The following is a 17,712-nucleotide window of genomic DNA, read 5'->3' on the forward strand; positions in this document are numbered from 1 at the left end:
GCGACAGAGCTGTATTAATGATTTTGTCTACGGATTCCGTAATCCGGACTTCCAACGCATCGCTTGTTCTTTCATGCTGAGTAGTTTTTCAGGATGTTGTTTTGAGAGATCCGTACTTTCACTGGGATCTTTGATGAGATCATAGAGACTCCAGCTCTTACCACCATCCGGAGAATAAGCCTTCCACTGGCCATCCATCCAGGCGATTTGCTTTTGGATGGCAAAGCCCAGTGGGGAAGTCCGCTGCTCGGTTTTTCCCTCTATCAGCGGCAGGAGAGAGACGCCATCGATCGGCTGCTGAGGCGAAGGATTCAAATCTAACACATCAACCACCGTCGGGAAGTAATCTGAAGTGCAGGTGGCCATCTGGGAGACTTGTCCCGGTTTAATCTTGGCAGGCCAGTAGAGGAATCCAGGGACACGGATGCCACCTTCCTTGAGGCTGCGTTTTCTACCGGAAAGATCTTTAGCCGTGCCAATACCGTGGTTCTTAGCCTTGGGAGCGGCATTTCCCTCCGGCCCGTTGTCCGAAGCGTAGAAGAGCATGGTGTTCGCCAGGCCTTTGTCCGCGAGAGCTTTCTTCAGTCTTCCCATCTGGTCATCCACGGCCGTGATGCAGCCCCAGTAGTTTTTTTCAAAATCACTGTGGCCCTCATACATGGCCGCGTACTCAGGCCCGGCCACTACAGGCCAGTGAGGTGCGTGGAACCAGATCACCATGAAGAAAGGCTTCTTGCCGCCATGTTCGTCTACAAACTGTAGCGCATGATCCATGATGTGTTTCGAATCACAGCCGCGCAGGCTAGCAGGGTCCACCGGCTTGCCATCCTCCGTCCAATAGCGGGTATTATAGAATTCAGTCTCCTCGCCCTCTCGGATAGCATTCCAGAAGCGTTTGTCCTTCTGCTGTTTTCTCACAAGCATCGGATCCCAAGTGGGCACCTTGGATTCGGTGGAAAAGCAGCGCTCGAAGCCGTGCTTCCATGGTGGGGAGAACTCATCCTTCTTCACGCCGCCACGGTTCGCATCCTTGATCTCATTGGTCATTGTTCCCAGATGCCATTTGCCGAAATGGCCTGTGGCGTATCCCTGCTCTTTGAGCAACTCGGCGAGGGTGAGCTCTTTATCGAGCATGTGGCCGACATTGGCATAATAGATGCCGTAGCGGTCCGGATGCCGCCCGGTTAGGGCACTTCCACGGGTGGGAGAGCATACCGCAGACTGGGCATAGAAACGCTCTAACTTCATTCCCTCGGCTGCAAGAGCATCAATGTTAGGCGTCTTCAGGTGTGGGTGACCGTGATAGCTTACATCGCCCCAGCCCTGGTCATCTGTCATGACCAGAATGATGTTTGGCTTCTCAAGAGCGGAAGCCGTGAGCGATAGGCACAGGAATGTCGTCAGTAGTTTGAACATAAAATTGGATGAGATGGGTGCAGCCTACTCTTAGTAGGAAATATCCATACTGACGAAAAGTTAGTCACTTATCAATTCCACACACTCCTGAGAGCAAAGAGACCATAAGCTGGAGTATGAAAGGTGGACCGGATGATAGCGACGGGGGGGGCCGATACCATCCGGTCCGATAGTACGTTAGTTCCACTCATACTATCTGCAAAAGCCATAGAAGACCCACACAATGACCTCCATATGCTTGAATTTGCACCTCCCAAGCTAGACCATACAAACGCTTGTTACAATGGGTAAGGCTACGTATATGAAACAGGGCTCAAAGCCCCGTGTTTACAGCGTCTGGACGCATCATGAGAAATATTCATAGTCGTGTTTGAGAACAGTTGACAGGCATTTTCCCTAAAGCTTACACTACTGGAATGTCCCCCCCCAATCCTCCCCAAGGTGGACCTCCGTTGACGAGACTCAGTCATCATCAATGGAAGAAAATCAACCAAGTCGTTACCGAAATCCACGCCGCCGAGAGCATCCCGACGCTCGAACGGATCGTGGCAGATTTAATCCCTAAAATCATCGGTGCAGAGTGGGTCGTCTGGAACGAGCACGATGAAGAGATCCAACTCGATAAAGTGGCCGTCACCAGCGGCTACGAAGGCATCTGCCACCCGCTGGTGCCCGTGGTCAATGAGCTCATCCACACCCATCCAATCGTAGAAGGTCTGGGTATGATAGGAAACCTCGGCAAGGACAAGAATGTCTGGAGCTTCACCGACTTCAAAACTGAGCAGGAGCTACGCAAAGTACCCATCTGGCATGAGGTCTATCAGCACATTGCCATCCACCACCAGCTGCTGACCCAGCTGCATGCCAATGACAGCCGCGGGGTCACCCTCACTGTGCACTCCTGCAGCGCCTTTAGCGAAGAACAGCGGACGATGGTAGCGGTACTGCGTGATCACCTGGAGATTGTCTGCCGCAGGTTAGCGGTCATCGAACCTATGAACCATCCGGAACTAGGATGCAACATTCTCACAGCCCGAGAGCAGGAGGTCTTCATGCAGTTGATTGCCGGCAAGACCAACACGGAGATCGGCATCATTCTGGGGATCAGCTCTCGCACAGTAGAAAAGCACGTGACGCATATCCTAAGCAAGTATCAGGCCGAAAACCGGATGAGCCTGCTCACAATGGTACACCGCAAGCAGTGGCCAGCGAACGGCAACTAGAGAGCCAAGCCTACTCAATCTGCAAAGATCTCCGCCAGCATCCGATCGGGAGATTCCAGGAAAGCCTTGGTAACCTGGTAATGCTCCGTGTCTTGGTAGTCCACCGCTCGGATACCCTGGGAGTCGATCTAATAGATGAGAGCACCAAGATGGGCGAGTGAGTGGCGATGGCGGAATCAGCCACTTGCCGGATAGCCTGTCTCAGTACTTGAGATGCTTACTTCTTTTTCTCCAGCATGATATCGCTGCTCTGCACCTCTTTGATCTTGGTTTCGAGGGCGGCCTGCATCTGCTTTAAGACCTCTTGGTGAGCGGGATCTTTGGCAAGGTTGGTAAACTGGCCGGGGTCTTTCTGCATGTCGTAGAGCTGGATGCCTTTCTGGCCTTTTCTGCCGTGCATGATGAGCGCCCATTCGTTCGTACGGAGGAGGAAGGAGCCCCCGTTCACGCTGAAGGCGGCATCACGCACCTTGGCCTTGGGGTCTTCCAGTACTTTAGTCAGGCTCTTGCCCTGGATCTTCTCCGGAATCTGCAGTCCACATAGCTCGGCCACGGTAGGGTAGAGATCGACCAGCTCGGCGAAGGAGTCACTCACCACTGGCTTCATGCCCGGTACCTTGATGATCAGCGGCACACGGACGGATTCCTCCATCAGGCTCACCTTCATCCAGAAGTCATGCTCACAGAGGTGGAAGCCATGGTCGCTGGTGAAGATCACGATGGTGTTGTCCTCCAGACCTTCTTCTTCAAGAGTCTTCATGACCTTGCCCAGCTGGGCATCCATGTAGGAAACGCTGGCGTAATAGGCGGCGATGCCTTTCTTTTCCTTCTCTTCATTGAGCTGGAGATTCTTGCTGGTCTTGTAGTTGATGCCAGCCTTCGGGATGTCGTCCCAGTCGCCTTTCACCTTCGGTGGAAGCACAGCTTTCTGCCAGGGGTAAGGCTTGTAGTAGTCACGCGGAGCGACAAAGGGAACGTGAGGGCGGACAAAGCCGACCGCCAGGAAGAAGGGCTTGTCCTTGTCCCGTGCACGCAGCAGGGCAGAAGCTTTTTCTGCGGTCTTGCCATCGGAGTGCACCAGGTCATCACCATCCGCCATCACGTACTCCAGGTGGTTTCCCTTACCGTAGGGCGCCTTGCCATTAAGATTGCGCTCCAGTCTCTCGCCGTCTCCCGGAGCCATGACTTCCGGCCCCTGACTGTTGAATCGCTCATCCCAGGAGGCTGCATCATCGCTGCCGTTGCTGCCCCGGACAATGTCGCCGGGCACGCCCATGTGGTAGATCTTGCTGACACGGGTAGCCTTGTAGCCATTTTGGCGGAAATACTGGGACCAGGTCAGGCGGTCACCGATCTGCTTGCGCCCGCTGACGTAGCCCATGGTGCCGGATCCATGCGGGTAGTAGCCGCTCATGAAAGAGGCACGGGACGGCCCGCAAACCGGAAACTGGCAATAGGCGCGGGTAAAGCGCGCGCCCTCAGCCGCCAGTTTGTCGATGTTCGGCGTCTTGCAGGCCTTGTTCTCATAGCTGGAGACAGCCGTCGCGGTCAGGTCGTCCGCGATGATGAAGAGGACGTTGTAGGGCTTCTCGGCCGCCCCACTCAGAGCGGACAGACCTAAGACAATCGTGATAATTTGCGTGAAAAATCTCATAATACTCGGCAGCAGAGTCCAGATAGTACCCGGATCATGACAAGTTTCTGTCCTCTGGGCGAATTTTTCCTCCAGACGTGCACAAAAAAAGCCCTGCCAGAGTCATGGCAGGGCTCTGGAAAGCTTAGCTTACTGATTCAGGACGGGATAGGCCTCCAGCAGTTCCTTGCGGAAGGGAATGGCTCCATCATTGGCCTGTTTGGCTCCCTCGGTAGAGCGACCTTCCTTGATATACTGCGCGAGCAGCTCGACGAGCTCCTTCACTTTCTCCGGATGGGCGGATTGCAGGTTTTTCTTCTCGGCAGGGTCCTCCTTCAAATTGAAGAGCTGGACGATCGGCAGGTCACCCTTCCACGCCTGGGCTGGCTTGGGAGCAGACCACCCGCCGGAACCCGGGCAAAGACAGAGCTTCCAGTCTCCCTGACGGATGGCAAAGGAGCCATTGATGGAGTGACTGACAATCGCGCTACGCTCCGCCTTGGATCCATCCTTCAAAGTCTCCAGGAAGGAAATGCTGTCCACACCAGCATCCGCCTTCAGTTCGACTCCATTGATCTGTGCGCAAGTCGCCAGGAAATCCGTCTGGCATGTCAGGCGGGAGGTCTCACTGCCCGGCTTCACCTTGCCCGGCCAGCGGACGATGAAGGGCACGCGGTGGCCACCCTCATAGATGTCTGCCTTGTGGCCACGCAGGTCACCGTTCGGCTTGTGGCCTTTTTTCTCAAGGTTCGGGATACCCGCAGCCGGGGAACAGCCGTTGTCGGTAGAGAAGACCACGAGGGTATTGTCCGTGAGCTGGTGCTTGTCCAGCGCCTGTAGCACCTGACCGACCACCCAGTCCGTTTCCATCAGGAAATCGCCGTATTTGCCGATATCTGATTTACCCTGCCAGTCCTTGCTGGGAACAATCGGGGTGTGCGGGGAGGTGAGTGGAAGGTAAAGAAAGAAGGGCTTGTCCTTCTCCTGAGCACGCTCGTCAATGTACTGCACGGACTGCTCCGCCCAGACTTTTAGGCACTGATTGGCCTCGAAATCATCTGCGGCCGCTCCGGGACGATGGAATGCCTTCACCACGGTGCCCGGCTTCACCGCCTTCTCATTCTTGATGTAGACGTAAGGCGCCATGTCCAGTGAGGCCTGGATACCGTAGAAATAGTCGAAACCGTGTGAGGTCGGCGTGACCGCAGGCTTGGAATAATCCACATCCCAGCCCATGCCTTTGTGGCCTTTTTCCTTCTTGTAGTCCTTCTGAAACTGCCAGCCGATTCCCAAGTGCCACTTGCCGATACAGGCCGTGTGGTAGCCCTTTTCCTTGAGCATGGAAGCTACGGTGGTTTCACCCTCCTTAATGAGCGGTTTGTCCTGGGGCTTGAAGAATACCGACTTCTTGAGGCGGGTGCGCCAGTTGTAGCGCCCAGTCAGCACGCTGTAGCGTGTCGGCGTACAGACGGCTGAGGAGGTATGGGCATCCGTAAAGCGCATGCCCTCGGCGGCGAGGCGGTCGATCGCCGGAGTGGCGGCTTTGCCAGTGGTATGGGAGACATCGCCAATGCCCATGTCATCCGCCAGGATAAAGATGATATTTGGGCGCTCAGCGGCCAAGGAGGCCAGATTACAGAGGGCCAGAGCTGTCAGTGTATGGAATAGCTTCATAAGTGGATGGTTGATCAAGGTAGATGACTCCTGACCATTTACGCTGGTGATGACAAGAGTCCTTCATTTTACCTAAGTTTGCTCATACTACACCACAGAAGTGTATAACTTGGACAGCAGACGTTAATTTAAATCAATCTTGTCGCGTATTATAAAATATGATGCTCGTATCATACAGCACCTTGCAATTTCTGCAGACTAGTCTCTCTTAGTAACACACATGCCTCACTATCAACACATCACAGCTTTCACACTGGGGAGTATCCTCCTCGGATCTGGCGTCTCCCACGCGCAAAGTGGAAAGATCAATTTCAACGAAGAGGTCAGGCCGATTCTGAACAAGAACTGTACTGGCTGTCATGGTGGTGTGCAAATGGCAGGAGGGGTGTCCTTTATTTATCGCGACAAAGCTCTCGGCAAGGGTGAGTCCGGCAAACGCATCATCGTACCCGGGGATCCAGATGCTTCAGAATTCATGCGCCGCATCCTGACCAACGACCCAGATGATGTGATGCCGCCACCGGCCCACGGCCACAAGCTGGACGAGAAAGAAATCACCCTGTTGCGCAACTGGATCAAGCAAGGGGCGGACTGGGAGGTCCACTGGGCCTTCGAACAGCCAAAGATGCCCGCGATTCCACAAGTGGACTCCAAGTGGCCAAATGGAAATATCGACCGCTTCACCCTTGCCAAGATGCAAGAGAAGGGGCTCTCACCGGCCAAGCCAGGATCAGCTGCTGAACTATTGCGCCGTCTCAGTTTCGACCTGATCGGCATGCCTCCTACCATCGAGGAACTTGATGCCTTTGAAAAAGCTTTCGCGGACAACCCGGAGCAGGCTTGGGAAGCCGCTGTCGACCGCCTGCTCGCTTCTGAGAAATATGGTGAGCGCTGGGCCTCTGTGTGGATGGACCTCGCCCGCTATGCCGACAGTGAGGGACTGGGCGTGGACATGCCACGTACCGTCTGGCCTTACCGCGACTGGCTGATCCGCGCCTACAACGAGGACATGCCTTATGACGATTTCACCATCAAGCAGCTCGCTGGTGACCTGCTGGAGAACCCAAGCCACAGTGACCGGGTAGCTACCGTATTCCACCGCCTTACCCAGGCAAACAACGAGGGAGGAACCGATGACGAGGAATTCCGCGTCTCCGCCGTGCTGGACCGTGTCAACACCACCTGGGAAGTCTGGCAAGGACAGACCTTTGGCTGCGTGCAGTGCCACAGCCACCCCTACGACACCTTTGAGAAAGAAGAATACTACAAGTTCGCCGCCTTCTTCAACAACACCAAGGATGCCGATACCTCCAACCGTTTCCCAACTCTGAAGGTCCCCAATGACCCGGCAGAATACGCCAAGGCTACCGAGCTACTGAAAGCGAAGCTCTCTGCCGAGGAGAAGTTCTATGGTGCCGCCCGCACTCTCGCGCAAAGCGAATCTTGGAAGGATGGCCAGATGACTGGCGTGAACACCAACAAGGGCAAGGCAGAGATTGCCAAGGTCAATGGTGTGGAGGAGGTCCGCACCGTGGGCAACGTAGCCCAAGGTACACGCTTTGAAATCAACCTTGAATCCGCAGCCGCACTTCAGGCTCTGCGCGTTACCCTCCTTCCCAAGGACGGGGCCAAAGCCGCCTCCACTCCTAACTGGGGGGCTCCTGTCAGCAGCGCGGAGCTCTTCATCGTGGATGCTGAAGGCAAAAAGACAGCCAGCCAGATCGCCTACATCATTCCGGATTCCATGGAGGCCACCCTCACGCCGGAAGACACACTCAACAAGAAGAGCCGCAATGGCTGGGGTCCCTGGACTAAGCACTTCCACCCACGCTGGGCCATTCTCTTGCCTAGCGAAGAAATCAAGCTGGCTGAGGGAGAAAAGCTCCAGATCCAGCTGACCTTTAACCACAACACCGTCAACACACCGCTCGTGGCCAATCGCCTGCGGGTGGAAGCCAGCGCGAACCAGAAACTGGGCGACTGGGCCAAGGACCCGAATACCCAGGCTAGCTTCAAGGCCATGCAGGCCGCCCGCAGTGCCTACAACCGCATCAACGGCCCGGCGATCCCGGTGATCGAAGAGCGTGACCCGGCTCTTGCCCGCAAGACGCACCTCTTCGAGAAAGGGAACTGGCTGGAGAAAGGTAAAATCATCGAGGCTCCTGCCACACCGAACAGCTTCCCGAAAATGAAAGTCGCTGGCAAGCAGGCCAACCGTCTGGACATGGCACGCTGGCTCGCTTCTGAGGAAAACCCGCTCACCTCACGCGTGGAAGTCAACCGCCTCTGGCAGCAGCTCTTCGGTACCGGCATCGTGGAGACACTCGAAGACCTCGGTTCCTCCGGCTTACCACCGAGCAATCCTGAGTTGTTAGATTACCTCGCCATGAAGTTCCAGGGTGAGTACGGCTGGAGCCGCAAGCAGGTCATCAAGGAGATCGTCATGTCTAACACCTACCGCCAGACAGCTGAGGTAGGGGAGAGCAAACGCTCCTTGGATCCGCGTAACACCTACCTCTCCTACGCACCACGCCGCCGACTGCGCGCCGAGGCCGTGCGTGATGCAGGCCTGCGCGTGTCCGGTCTGTATGCAGAAAAAATGTTTGGCAAGCCGGTCTATCCACCACTGCCACCGGGCGTGTGGAAGCCTTTCTATGGCGGCGATAAATGGAAAACCCCAGAAGTAGGCCAGCCTGACCGCTACCGCCGCTCCCTCTACACCTACTGGAAGCGTAGTATCCCGTATCCAGCCCTGATGTCATTCGACGCCCCATCCCGCGAGCTGTGCACCAAGCGCCGACTGGTCAGTAACACGCCGATCGCTGCACTCACCACGCTGAACGATCCAGCCTTTGCGGAATTCGCCCAGGGTCTGGCCCGCGTGATGAAATACGATACCGAGGGAAGCGTGGAGAAGAAGATCTCCACCGGCTACCGCGTAGCCACCTCCCGCCGTCCGAACCCGGAAATTCTCAAGATGCTGGTAGATGCCTACAAGGACATCGAACAAAGCTACAAGGACAACCCCGATCAACTGCAAGGAATGGCAGGCACCGCGGATGGTGGCGCCTACACCGTGCTCGCCTCACTCATCCTTAATCTGGATGCCAGCCTCACCAAATAAGCTCTCAGACACATGAACCTTTTCCAGAAACTTTACGACGACCAACTCGATCTGACCACACGCCGTCACTTCATGCGTGACTGCGCCACAGGTCTGGGCTCCATGTGGCTGGCCCTGCAGGGGCACAAGGCCATGGGATCCCCCTTGTCCATCCAGCACGATCCTGAGTCACCTCTGGCCCCCATTGCCCCGAGCTTTGCCCCCAAGGCCAAGCGCGTGATCTACATCCACATGATCGGTGCTCCCAGCCAGTACGAGCTCTTCGTGCACAAGCCGGACCTGATCAAGTACAATGGCAAGGACTGCCCGTCCGAGTTCCTGGAAGGCCAGCGCTTCGCCTTCATCAAGGGCGTACCAAAGATTCTTGGACCGGTCTATGATTTCAAGCAACACGGTCAGAGCGGCACCTACATTTCCGACCGCATGCCACACCTCGCCGAGCACGCGGATGACCTCTGCTTCATCCACACCATGCAGACCGACCAGTTCAACCACGGTCCGGCCCAGCTGAAGATCCATACCGGCAATCAGCTGCTCGGCCACCCATCCATCGGTTCCTGGGTGACCTACGGTCTGGGCTCAGACAATGACAACCTTCCCGGCTACATGGTGCTCCTCTCCGGTGGCCGTCTACCACGTGTGGGTGCCTCCCTCTGGGGCTCCGGCTACCTGCCCTCCGTCTATCAGGGTGTGCAGTGCCGTTCCGGTGGTGACCCCATCCTCAACGTGCAGAACCCGCAGGGTGTCTCCAGAGACATCCGCCGCCGCGCACTGGATGCGCTCAATGGCGTCAACAAAGCCACCTACGATCAAGTAGGGGACCCGGAGACCTTGGCCCGCATCGCCCAGTACGAGATGTCCTACCGCATGCAGACTGCCGTGCCTGAGGTCATGGATATCAAGGACGAGCCCGAGTACATTCACGAACTCTACGGCACCCAGCCAGGCAAGGAATCCTTCGCCAACAACTGCCTGCTCGCCAGAAAGCTGGTCGAGAACGGCGTGCGTTTCGTCCAGCTCTTCGACTGGGGCTGGGACTCCCATGGCTCCAACAAAACTGAAGCTCTCAACCACGGCTTCAAAAACAAGTGCCAGCAGACAGACAAACCTGTCGCCGCTCTACTCACCGATCTCAAGCAACGTGGTTTGTTAGAGGATACTCTCGTCATCTGGGGCGGGGAATTCGGACGTACCCCGATGCAGGAAAACCGCGGTGGCATGGCTGGCAACTTCGCCGGTCGCGATCACAACCCGAATGCCTTCTCCATCTGGATGGCTGGCGCCGGCGTTAAAAAAGGATTCTCCTACGGAGAGACCGACATGTTCGGTTACAAGGTCGTGAAAGATCCGGTACACACCTACGATTTCCACGCCACCCTGATGCATCTGTTAGGTTACGACCACGAGAAACTCTCCGTCCCCATCCAGGGTCTGAACCAGAAGCTCACCGGCGTCAACAAGGCCAAGGTGATCAAGGGCATCCTGGCTTAATAGATGTGGTACTCTCGACATGTGCTACGATAGTAGTGATCAATCGCATAGAATGCAGCTGATGCGTGCTCTCCCCAGTGCTGATGGTAAGAGTCTCTCCAGTGTTGAAGTGCGTAGATGCCATCTCCTGCATCCAGTGCCGAAAGGCCATGCTTCAGCTCAGCATAAATATCTGCAAGGTCATCACAAAGATCACCACAACTTGATTGGGAATCATCCACATTCAATGGAGCAGTTGTGATCTGATAATACTGGAAGGGAAGGTTCGCTAAATGCTTGTGAATCCTTTCCCAACTGGCTGTGTCATAGTCGTATTCATCTTCACTCTCCACTGACTTATCAGTCACAATCAAAGAGGGGATGCTAGTCATCAAGGACAAGATGAGCTGACGAACAGTCAGTAGATCATGATTGTCGGCCTCTACCCATTCACAATACGTGCGGGCATTCTCAACGAATGATTCTATGGCAAGCGACATGAGATACTGATTATATGGGCCTTAGGAATTATCAACCAGGTTCTGCTCCCGGTATTCGGTGGGTCGCTGGCCAGCCTCGCGCATGAAGAAGCGGCTGGCTTCCTGGATGGAGAGGAAGCCCATCTTCTCGGATATCACGGCAACGGGCTCCTCGGTGCGGGCTAGGAGGTGCTTGAAATGCTTCAGGCGGATCTGGGCAAGCTCCTCCTTGGGGCTGTGGCCGAGGAATTGATGGAAACGTTTGCGTAGCGAGCTGATCGAGAGGCCGGACTTCTCCACCAGGTCATCCATGCGCAGTGGTTCCCTGATGGCTCTGAGTCGCATCCAGCGCACGAGCTTGGCAAAGTCTGGATCCGGAATGGCAATGCTGTCGCTGGACTCACGGACCCGAAGCTTTCTGACCTCGATCCTCTGGATCGTTTCCTGCGGCGCTTCTCCCAGCAGCTGCTTCTGGATGGCTTCTGCGGCGGCGTAGCCCACCTTGCTACCCGGATAGCCAATGCTGCTGAGCGGCGTGTTCGCCGTGAGGCAATAGCCCGGGTCATTGCCAAAGCCGATGACTAACAACTCTCCGGGAATATCGATCTGCATCTTCGCCGCCACCTTTACCACTACACCCGCCAACGGATCATCCGCCACAAACAATCCACAGGGCTTCGGCAGGGACTCGATGAACTCACTGACCTCTTTTTCAATCAGCTTCCAGGCGTTCTTCTTCCAGAGCGGATGGCCTGAGATGTAGTGCACACTCGGCGTGATGTCGCTCTCCTGCAGTTTATCGATAAATCCTTTCAGCCGCTCGCGCGGATAGACCCTCTGGCCCGGTGCAAAGTTGGCCTCCTGATAGAGCGTTTCGCCACGGGCCAGAAAGGCGAGGTTAGGCACCATCGATTCCATCAGGTGCTCGGCTGCCATACCGCCGACCCGGAAGTTATCTGGTATGATCCGCGGAAAGCCACCGCTAGGCCCCTCCGAACTCACCAGAGCCACCGCCTGGCCACGCTGCTTGTAGACTTCCAGTTCCTCCGCGGTCGCCCGGAAGAGTACGAGTGCGTCACCTTGCCAGGTTTCATCGATCTGGATTTGCTCCATTTCGCCAAAGGAATGGTTGGGATACTCGATCGCCCAATCGCAATCCTCGTGAGCGCGGATGAATTTGAGCATACCTCTGGTAATCTGTGGACCGTAGTTGCACCACTCCGGTACACGGACTGCAATGCGCTTCCTCTCAGGCTTGGGTGATATCGGAGTACTCGACATAGATCTATGTATCCATACAGTACCTTAAACCCCTAGGTCATGTCTGTAACGATTTTGCTAAGTGGAATAACGGAAATCACCAGAGAGCACTTTCCAGCCGTCTGATACATAATGAGGTATGGGATAAAAATCCCCTCTCAACTATGAAGCATAACACAAAACACCCTATGATACTGGCCGGCCTTCTGGGCACCGCGCTAGTTTCCTCCACCCAGGCCGCCACGGTCCTTACAGGCAGCGGCCTTGCAAACAATGTCGATCTACCCTCTGACTTTGCCTCTTTCGAAGCAGGTACTCCAAACATCGGCCTCACTTGGTCTGCGACCGGTGGAGCCTGGCAGGCCTACAATGGCTGGCCTACTGGCGGAGAGGTTTTTCAGATGGATACCGCAGCAACTGGCGATGTTTACTCCGTCGTTTTCACACCAGACTCTGGCTTCAATGTCGTGCTCAGCAGCTTGGATATCAACATCTGGGCAGGTGGCAACGATTTTGACATCGATTGGTCCGTAGTCGGAGCTAGCTCCGGAAGCCTTGGTAGCGGAACTGCCAACGCTCTCGACGGTCAGGTGACTGGCATCAACTTTGGGGATCTCACCGGCACTGGCAGCGAGCAAGTCACCATGACACTCACCATCGGTTCCACAGCTGGTATTGGCTCCTACCTCGCCATGGACAACCTGAGCTTTGACCAGGTGGCCGCCGTTCCAGAGCCATCCAGCGCACTTCTTGCCGCAGCAGGTCTTGGTGCACTCGCCATGCGCCGCCGCCGCAAATAATCTTTTTCATATGTGCAATGCGTGTACACTGGCCTACTTTGTCCTTGTGATGAAGTAGGCCATTTTATTTGTATGGATCATGATGCATGAGAGTGTCCAAGCCGCCTTGTTAGCAGGTGATGTTTCTGGGGCTGTCCAGGCCTGGAAGCAACTTCCCACCCCAAAGCCCGATGCAGTCATCGAGTTCGCATCCACCTTGTTTCACCTCTACTACTTCGATGAGGCTCAGGATGTTTTTCTCTCTTTGTTAGAAAATGAGACTAGCAGCAAAGAGCAATTACTCGCGGTCGCCAAGCTATGGTTTGGGATGGGGCGCTATGCGGTGGCGGCTCGCTACACCGGAAAGGCTCTGGAGGCTGGCCCAGCAGATGCCGACCTGATCTCCATGCATGCATCCTGTCTCTCACGTAGTGGGAACGATGAAGTGACGATAGAGCTGCTTGAGCGCGCACTTGAGGCCCATCCCGGCCACGCCCGCAATGTCAGGTTACTCGCTCATCTGAAGCGCACGGCGGGTGATCTGGAGGGGTCCCGCCAGCTGCTGGAGCAATGCCTTAGCGAATACCCCTCACCGGACGACTGGAGGCTCCACTACGAGCATGGCTATGTGCTCGACCGCTGCGGCGAATACGGGCAGGCCATTTCCAGCCTGAAGAACGCCAAGCACCAATTGACGACTGAGGCACAAAAGCATCAGCAAGCGTGGCAGCTGACCAGCCAGCGCCAATGGCAGTGTACCCAGCTGCTGGGCAAGTCCCGCCTAGAAGCCTGGGGCAGGGGAAACTCCGAATTTCAAAGCGTGCTGATGGCCGGCTTCCCTCGCTCGGGCACCACTTTGTTAGAAACCATCCTGAGCCGTCACCCGCGCTGTGTGGGCACTGATGAGACTGGTATCCTGGCCAGCCAGTTTAGGGACCCGCTGATCATGCAGGCTCCTAGTGCGCATGCTGCCATTGAGGAACTCGATAGCTTTGAGCCTGAAGATTTACAGATTGGGAGACAGGAATACCTGCGCTGTACCGAAGCCTACATTGGCGAATCAGTGAATGGACGGATCCTGATCGAAAAGGAACCCCTCCTCACCGCTGACCTGCACGTACCACTGCGTCTCTTCCCCGACTGTAAAATCCTGATGCCGCTACGTGACCCGCGTGATGTGGTCATCAGCTTCTACTTCACCATCGTACCTCTGGCCGCCAATAGCGTGGCAGCACACTCTCTGGAAGACAGCTGCCGCTACTACGCGGAAGTCATGAGGCACTGGCTTTACCTGCGCGAGCAACTCCCGCAAGAACGCTGGTTGGAAATCCGCTACGAGGACCTCCTCAGTGATCCGGAAGCAAAGACACAGGAGCTGACAAGTTTCCTCGGCATCGAGTGGACAGCAGACCTGCTAGACAGCCAGAAGAGTAGTGGCAAAGCAGTCTCTACACCGACCTACAGTGATGTATCCAAGCCCCTCTACCAGCGTTCCCGCGAACGCTGGCGCCATTACGAGCGTGAGCTTTCCCCGCACCTTCACCTTCTGGAACCTTACCTGGAAGCTTTCGGGTACGGGGAGTTACACTCACAAACTACTGAATGAAAACTACTTGATGATCATCCGGTAAAAGGCCTTCACCGCCTGCGTGGTGATGGAGGTCGTGGCCTGCATGGTGCTGCCATCGCCGACAAAGCTGGAGATGTCTTCCCAGTCCGTCAGGTTGGTACTGCGCTGGAGGGTGTAGTTCACCCCCTGGTCAGTCTTCCAGGAGAGCTGGGCATTGTTGGTTCCCGGTTCCACATTGAAGGAATCCATCTTGAAAACCGCGGAATGCACGGTGAAGGATACCCTGTTAGAAACTTCGGTGTACGAATCATTGGTGAACAGGCAAAGGTAGTAGCTGCCCACCGGAAGGTCCTCGACGATCGGCACATTGTTATTTGCCAGCCCATCCACGTAGACGTAATGGATCAGGTCACCGATGCCCGGCTCCTCGCCGCTGCGATAGATACCGAGCCAGTCCTTCGGGTTGGCAGGGCCATTGATGAAGGAGGCATTGATATCCTCGCCGTGATGGAAAGTCGTCTTCTCCAGACTCAGGGTAGCGATGCGGTCACCCACGGAGAACTCCACCGGATCACTGATCACCAGCGTTCCGGTATTGGCCTGGGCCACCACGAAGTAGTAGCCCTTCTCCAGACCTGCCAGCGTCCAGCTACCGGAGGCTGTGGTCAGGTCAAAGCTCTGCAGGGGCGATGCTGATGCCGGGTCAGATCCAGCACGGTAGAGATGCAGTTTGTTCGCCGTGGCCACCACATCGGCGCCGGAGAAGTTCACCACCACATTTTCTCCCAAGTCGTGACCATACTTGGCCGTCGTCAGGGTAGGGGAGCTGCCATAGTAGAAGGGTACGCGTGTCGCGATCTCCGTGTAGCCATTGTTCTCAAAGAAGCCGACGAAGTATTCCGTGCCCACCGTGAGGCCACCAGAGAGGGTCACCTGGCCTGCAGTGCCACTCACGTAGGCCCATTTGGTGGAACTCACACCGCCAGGATTGTCTCCCTTCTTGTAGATACCGATCCAGTCCTGCGCATTGCCGGGGCCAAAGGCGTAGTCCACCGTGACACTGGAGCCACTGGGATAAACCGTCTGCGGCAAGGAAATGGTAGGATTGGTCGCGCTGCTACCCGTGATTTCAAAACTGGCGGAGTCCGACCAGCTGGACCAATTCACGTTGCGGTCACGGTGGCGGATGCGGGCGTAGTAGGTGCCATTCGGTAGGCTGTTGACCGCCAGTTCGTATTGCAGGATATTCTTGCCGGAATTGATATCCACCGGCAGGTAGTCTGGCGAGCCGGTGTCGCCATAGAAGTTTTCAAAGTCGACGATCTTGTCGAGCTCCAGCGTATTAAAAGTAGGGCTGTTAGAAACCTGGTACTGCACGCTGTTGAGCAACTCATCCGTGCTAGTGCTGAAAGCCGATGACTGGAGAGTGAGCGGCAAGGTCGCTGCCTCGGTCGGGACATTGGTCAGCTGCGGTTTATTCGGCGCCGCCTTGCCACGGATGCGGTGGAAGCGGTCGACCTCCTTGCTGTTGTAGATCCATCGGCTTGCCGCAGGGAGCTGGCAGTGTGCCTCCGCATAGCAGGTCACCTCCGCCTTGCCAGTGGCATGATCCACTTCGAGGAACTGCCAGGCCCAGTTGTTGATGGTCTTCTGCACGTCATCGTAGTCTGCCTCGCGGCCGGACTGACCCCAGTACTGGTCCCAGGAAGATCCACCACTGATGATATGATAGTGTGGTTCATCACGCACCTGCCCACGGTGATAGATATGGTGATGGGCCCCGATGTTCAGGAAATGCTTGTCCGATTCATTGAGGATCGGCATCGCGGTATTGCGTAGCCAGCCAGAGATATCTCCCAAGTATTGCTCCGCCTGATACGGGCGGTGGCAAATGCTGACCACCCAGTCCACGCTGGTATCGTCCTTGTAGGCGTCCTTCAGATCCGTGACCCACTGGGTCTGCGCGGCATTGCTGCCGATCTCACTGTTGGTATGGATGAAGACCAGGTTGGACATCTGGTGCGCGTAGTAGGAATCACCATCGGCACCATTGAGGCCGCTGTAGTTGACCTCCTCGTAGCGGAAGAGTTCGCGGTAGCGTCCAAGCCCAGGATCCTGATAAGTCTCGTGGTTCCCCACCGTGGTCATAATGGCCACGTTCGGGCTCACCAGGCGGCTGCAGTAGAAGTGGAGATTTCGCCAGTGATTCAGCGTCCCCACATCCACCTGATCACCCGGCATGAGAATCACGTCTATGATTTCCTCGATGGGGGCATCCCCATGCATCGCACGAAGCTTGGTGATGGCACGCTCCATCAGCTTCTCATAGCGGTGGTAGGGATCACCGGCAGATTCCTTTGCCAGGATCTGGTTGTCCCCAATAATCAGGGCGCGGAACTTGCCGGTCTTGTGCCCGAGCGCCTTGGCGGTCTTGAAGCGGAAGGTGGCGGAGGTCACATTCTCCGTGCGCACCCGGTAGTAGTAGTAGGTGTCCGGCTGTAGCCCGGTGAGTTTGGTAGAGTGGTAAGCATTGGAAGCATCAAAGGCATGCCTGCTGCCCGTCACGGTCTGGTTCAGAGCCGCCTCCGAGGTGCCGTAGTCCACGTAGGTATCCGTGTCCGTATCCGTCCACCAGGACACCCAGATCGAATCCGGCCTAGGCAAGTGCAAGTAAGGTCTCAAGCCACCCGGAGCCCCCACAAACGGTAGAGGATCCGCAAATACCCACTGCCCACGAACGGTGAATGCACCCACCGTGGCACCTGCTAATAACTTGAGAAATTGAGATCGTTGCACACTAGCAAACTACCAGCCGCTCAGAATCCCTCATTATTCAATATCGCCCAATCACTTGGCAATTTGGGGGCTCTGGTAATCGATCTTCACTACTTCAGTAATCGATAGATAAAACCCAGTATCAGGCCGAATACGCCAAACACTATACAGAATAGTGGCCATACCAAAGGTCCTCCGACATCCCCTGCAATCAGGCAAATGACAAACAAGACCAAGGGTATTAAACAACCTCCGGAAAAGCATCCTACCAATGGTGCATTCCTAGCCTTTCCTTTTACTTTTGATACA

General features: G+C 55.8%; 11 protein-coding genes. 5 read left to right on the plus strand and 6 right to left on the minus strand.

From position 1 onward, the window contains the following. Positions 1-27 precede the first annotated feature (27 nt). Complete coding sequence (locus tag BUB27_RS00895) at positions 28-1,416, minus strand: sulfatase family protein (protein ID WP_143157652.1); 1,389 nt, start codon at positions 1,414-1,416, stop codon at positions 28-30. Between the two features lie 416 nt (positions 1,417-1,832). Here BUB27_RS00895 and BUB27_RS00900 point away from each other — a divergent pair, with 416 nt between their 5' ends. Continuing rightward, the gene (locus tag BUB27_RS00900; RefSeq protein WP_143157653.1) at positions 1,833-2,639 is read left to right on the plus strand and encodes a response regulator transcription factor; all 807 of its coding nucleotides are present in this window, start codon (positions 1,833-1,835) and stop codon (positions 2,637-2,639) included. A gap of 217 nt (positions 2,640-2,856) precedes the next feature. On the opposite strand, the gene BUB27_RS00905 is transcribed toward BUB27_RS00900, so the two are convergent. Both BUB27_RS00905 and BUB27_RS00910 read right to left on the minus strand, forming a co-directional pair. Continuing rightward, positions 2,857-4,293, minus strand: coding sequence for a sulfatase (locus BUB27_RS00905; RefSeq protein ID WP_143157654.1), 1,437 nt, complete (start codon positions 4,291-4,293; stop codon positions 2,857-2,859). A 129-nt stretch (positions 4,294-4,422) separates the two neighbouring features. After that, entirely contained in the window at positions 4,423-5,946 is a 1,524-nt protein-coding gene (locus BUB27_RS00910; protein WP_143157655.1) for a sulfatase family protein, read from the minus strand. Between the two features lie 220 nt (positions 5,947-6,166). Here BUB27_RS00910 and BUB27_RS00915 point away from each other — a divergent pair, with 220 nt between their 5' ends. Together BUB27_RS00915 and BUB27_RS00920 are read left to right on the plus strand one after the other, a co-directional pair. Continuing rightward, positions 6,167-9,070 (plus strand): PSD1 and planctomycete cytochrome C domain-containing protein, encoded by a 2,904-nt coding sequence (locus tag BUB27_RS00915; protein WP_143157656.1) that lies wholly within the window; start codon positions 6,167-6,169, stop codon positions 9,068-9,070. Positions 9,071-9,082: 12 nt separating this feature from the next. Beyond that, a complete protein-coding gene (locus BUB27_RS00920; protein WP_143157657.1) occupies positions 9,083-10,561 on the plus strand; it encodes a DUF1501 domain-containing protein in 1,479 nt (492 codons plus the stop codon). On the opposite strand, the gene BUB27_RS00925 is transcribed toward BUB27_RS00920, so the two are convergent. Beyond that, the gene (locus BUB27_RS00925) at positions 10,558-11,040 is read right to left on the minus strand and encodes a DUF5063 domain-containing protein (RefSeq protein ID WP_143157658.1); all 483 of its coding nucleotides are present in this window, start codon (positions 11,038-11,040) and stop codon (positions 10,558-10,560) included. The genes BUB27_RS00920 and BUB27_RS00925 overlap by 4 nt on opposite strands. A 21-nt stretch (positions 11,041-11,061) precedes the next feature. Beyond that, positions 11,062-12,300 carry a substrate-binding domain-containing protein gene (locus BUB27_RS00930; protein WP_143157659.1) on the minus strand — a complete coding sequence of 413 codons (1,239 nt, stop codon included), beginning with the start codon at positions 12,298-12,300 and terminating at the stop codon, positions 11,062-11,064. A gap of 143 nt (positions 12,301-12,443) precedes the next feature. Here BUB27_RS00930 and BUB27_RS00935 point away from each other — a divergent pair, with 143 nt between their 5' ends. Continuing rightward, positions 12,444-13,079, plus strand: coding sequence for a PEP-CTERM sorting domain-containing protein (locus BUB27_RS00935; protein ID WP_143157660.1), 636 nt, complete (start codon positions 12,444-12,446; stop codon positions 13,077-13,079). A gap of 79 nt (positions 13,080-13,158) precedes the next feature. After that, a complete protein-coding gene (locus tag BUB27_RS00940) occupies positions 13,159-14,664 on the plus strand; it encodes a tetratricopeptide repeat-containing sulfotransferase family protein (protein ID WP_143157661.1) in 1,506 nt (501 codons plus the stop codon). A gap of 3 nt (positions 14,665-14,667) precedes the next feature. Here the strand turns inward: BUB27_RS00940 and BUB27_RS00945 are convergent, their stop codons facing one another. After that, a complete protein-coding gene (locus BUB27_RS00945) occupies positions 14,668-17,424 on the minus strand; it encodes a fibronectin type III domain-containing protein (RefSeq protein ID WP_143157662.1) in 2,757 nt (918 codons plus the stop codon). Positions 17,425-17,712 lie beyond the last annotated feature (288 nt).

The sequence above is a fragment of the Rubritalea squalenifaciens DSM 18772 genome, assembly GCF_900141815.1.
GTDB lineage: Bacteria > Verrucomicrobiota > Verrucomicrobiia > Verrucomicrobiales > Akkermansiaceae > Rubritalea > Rubritalea squalenifaciens.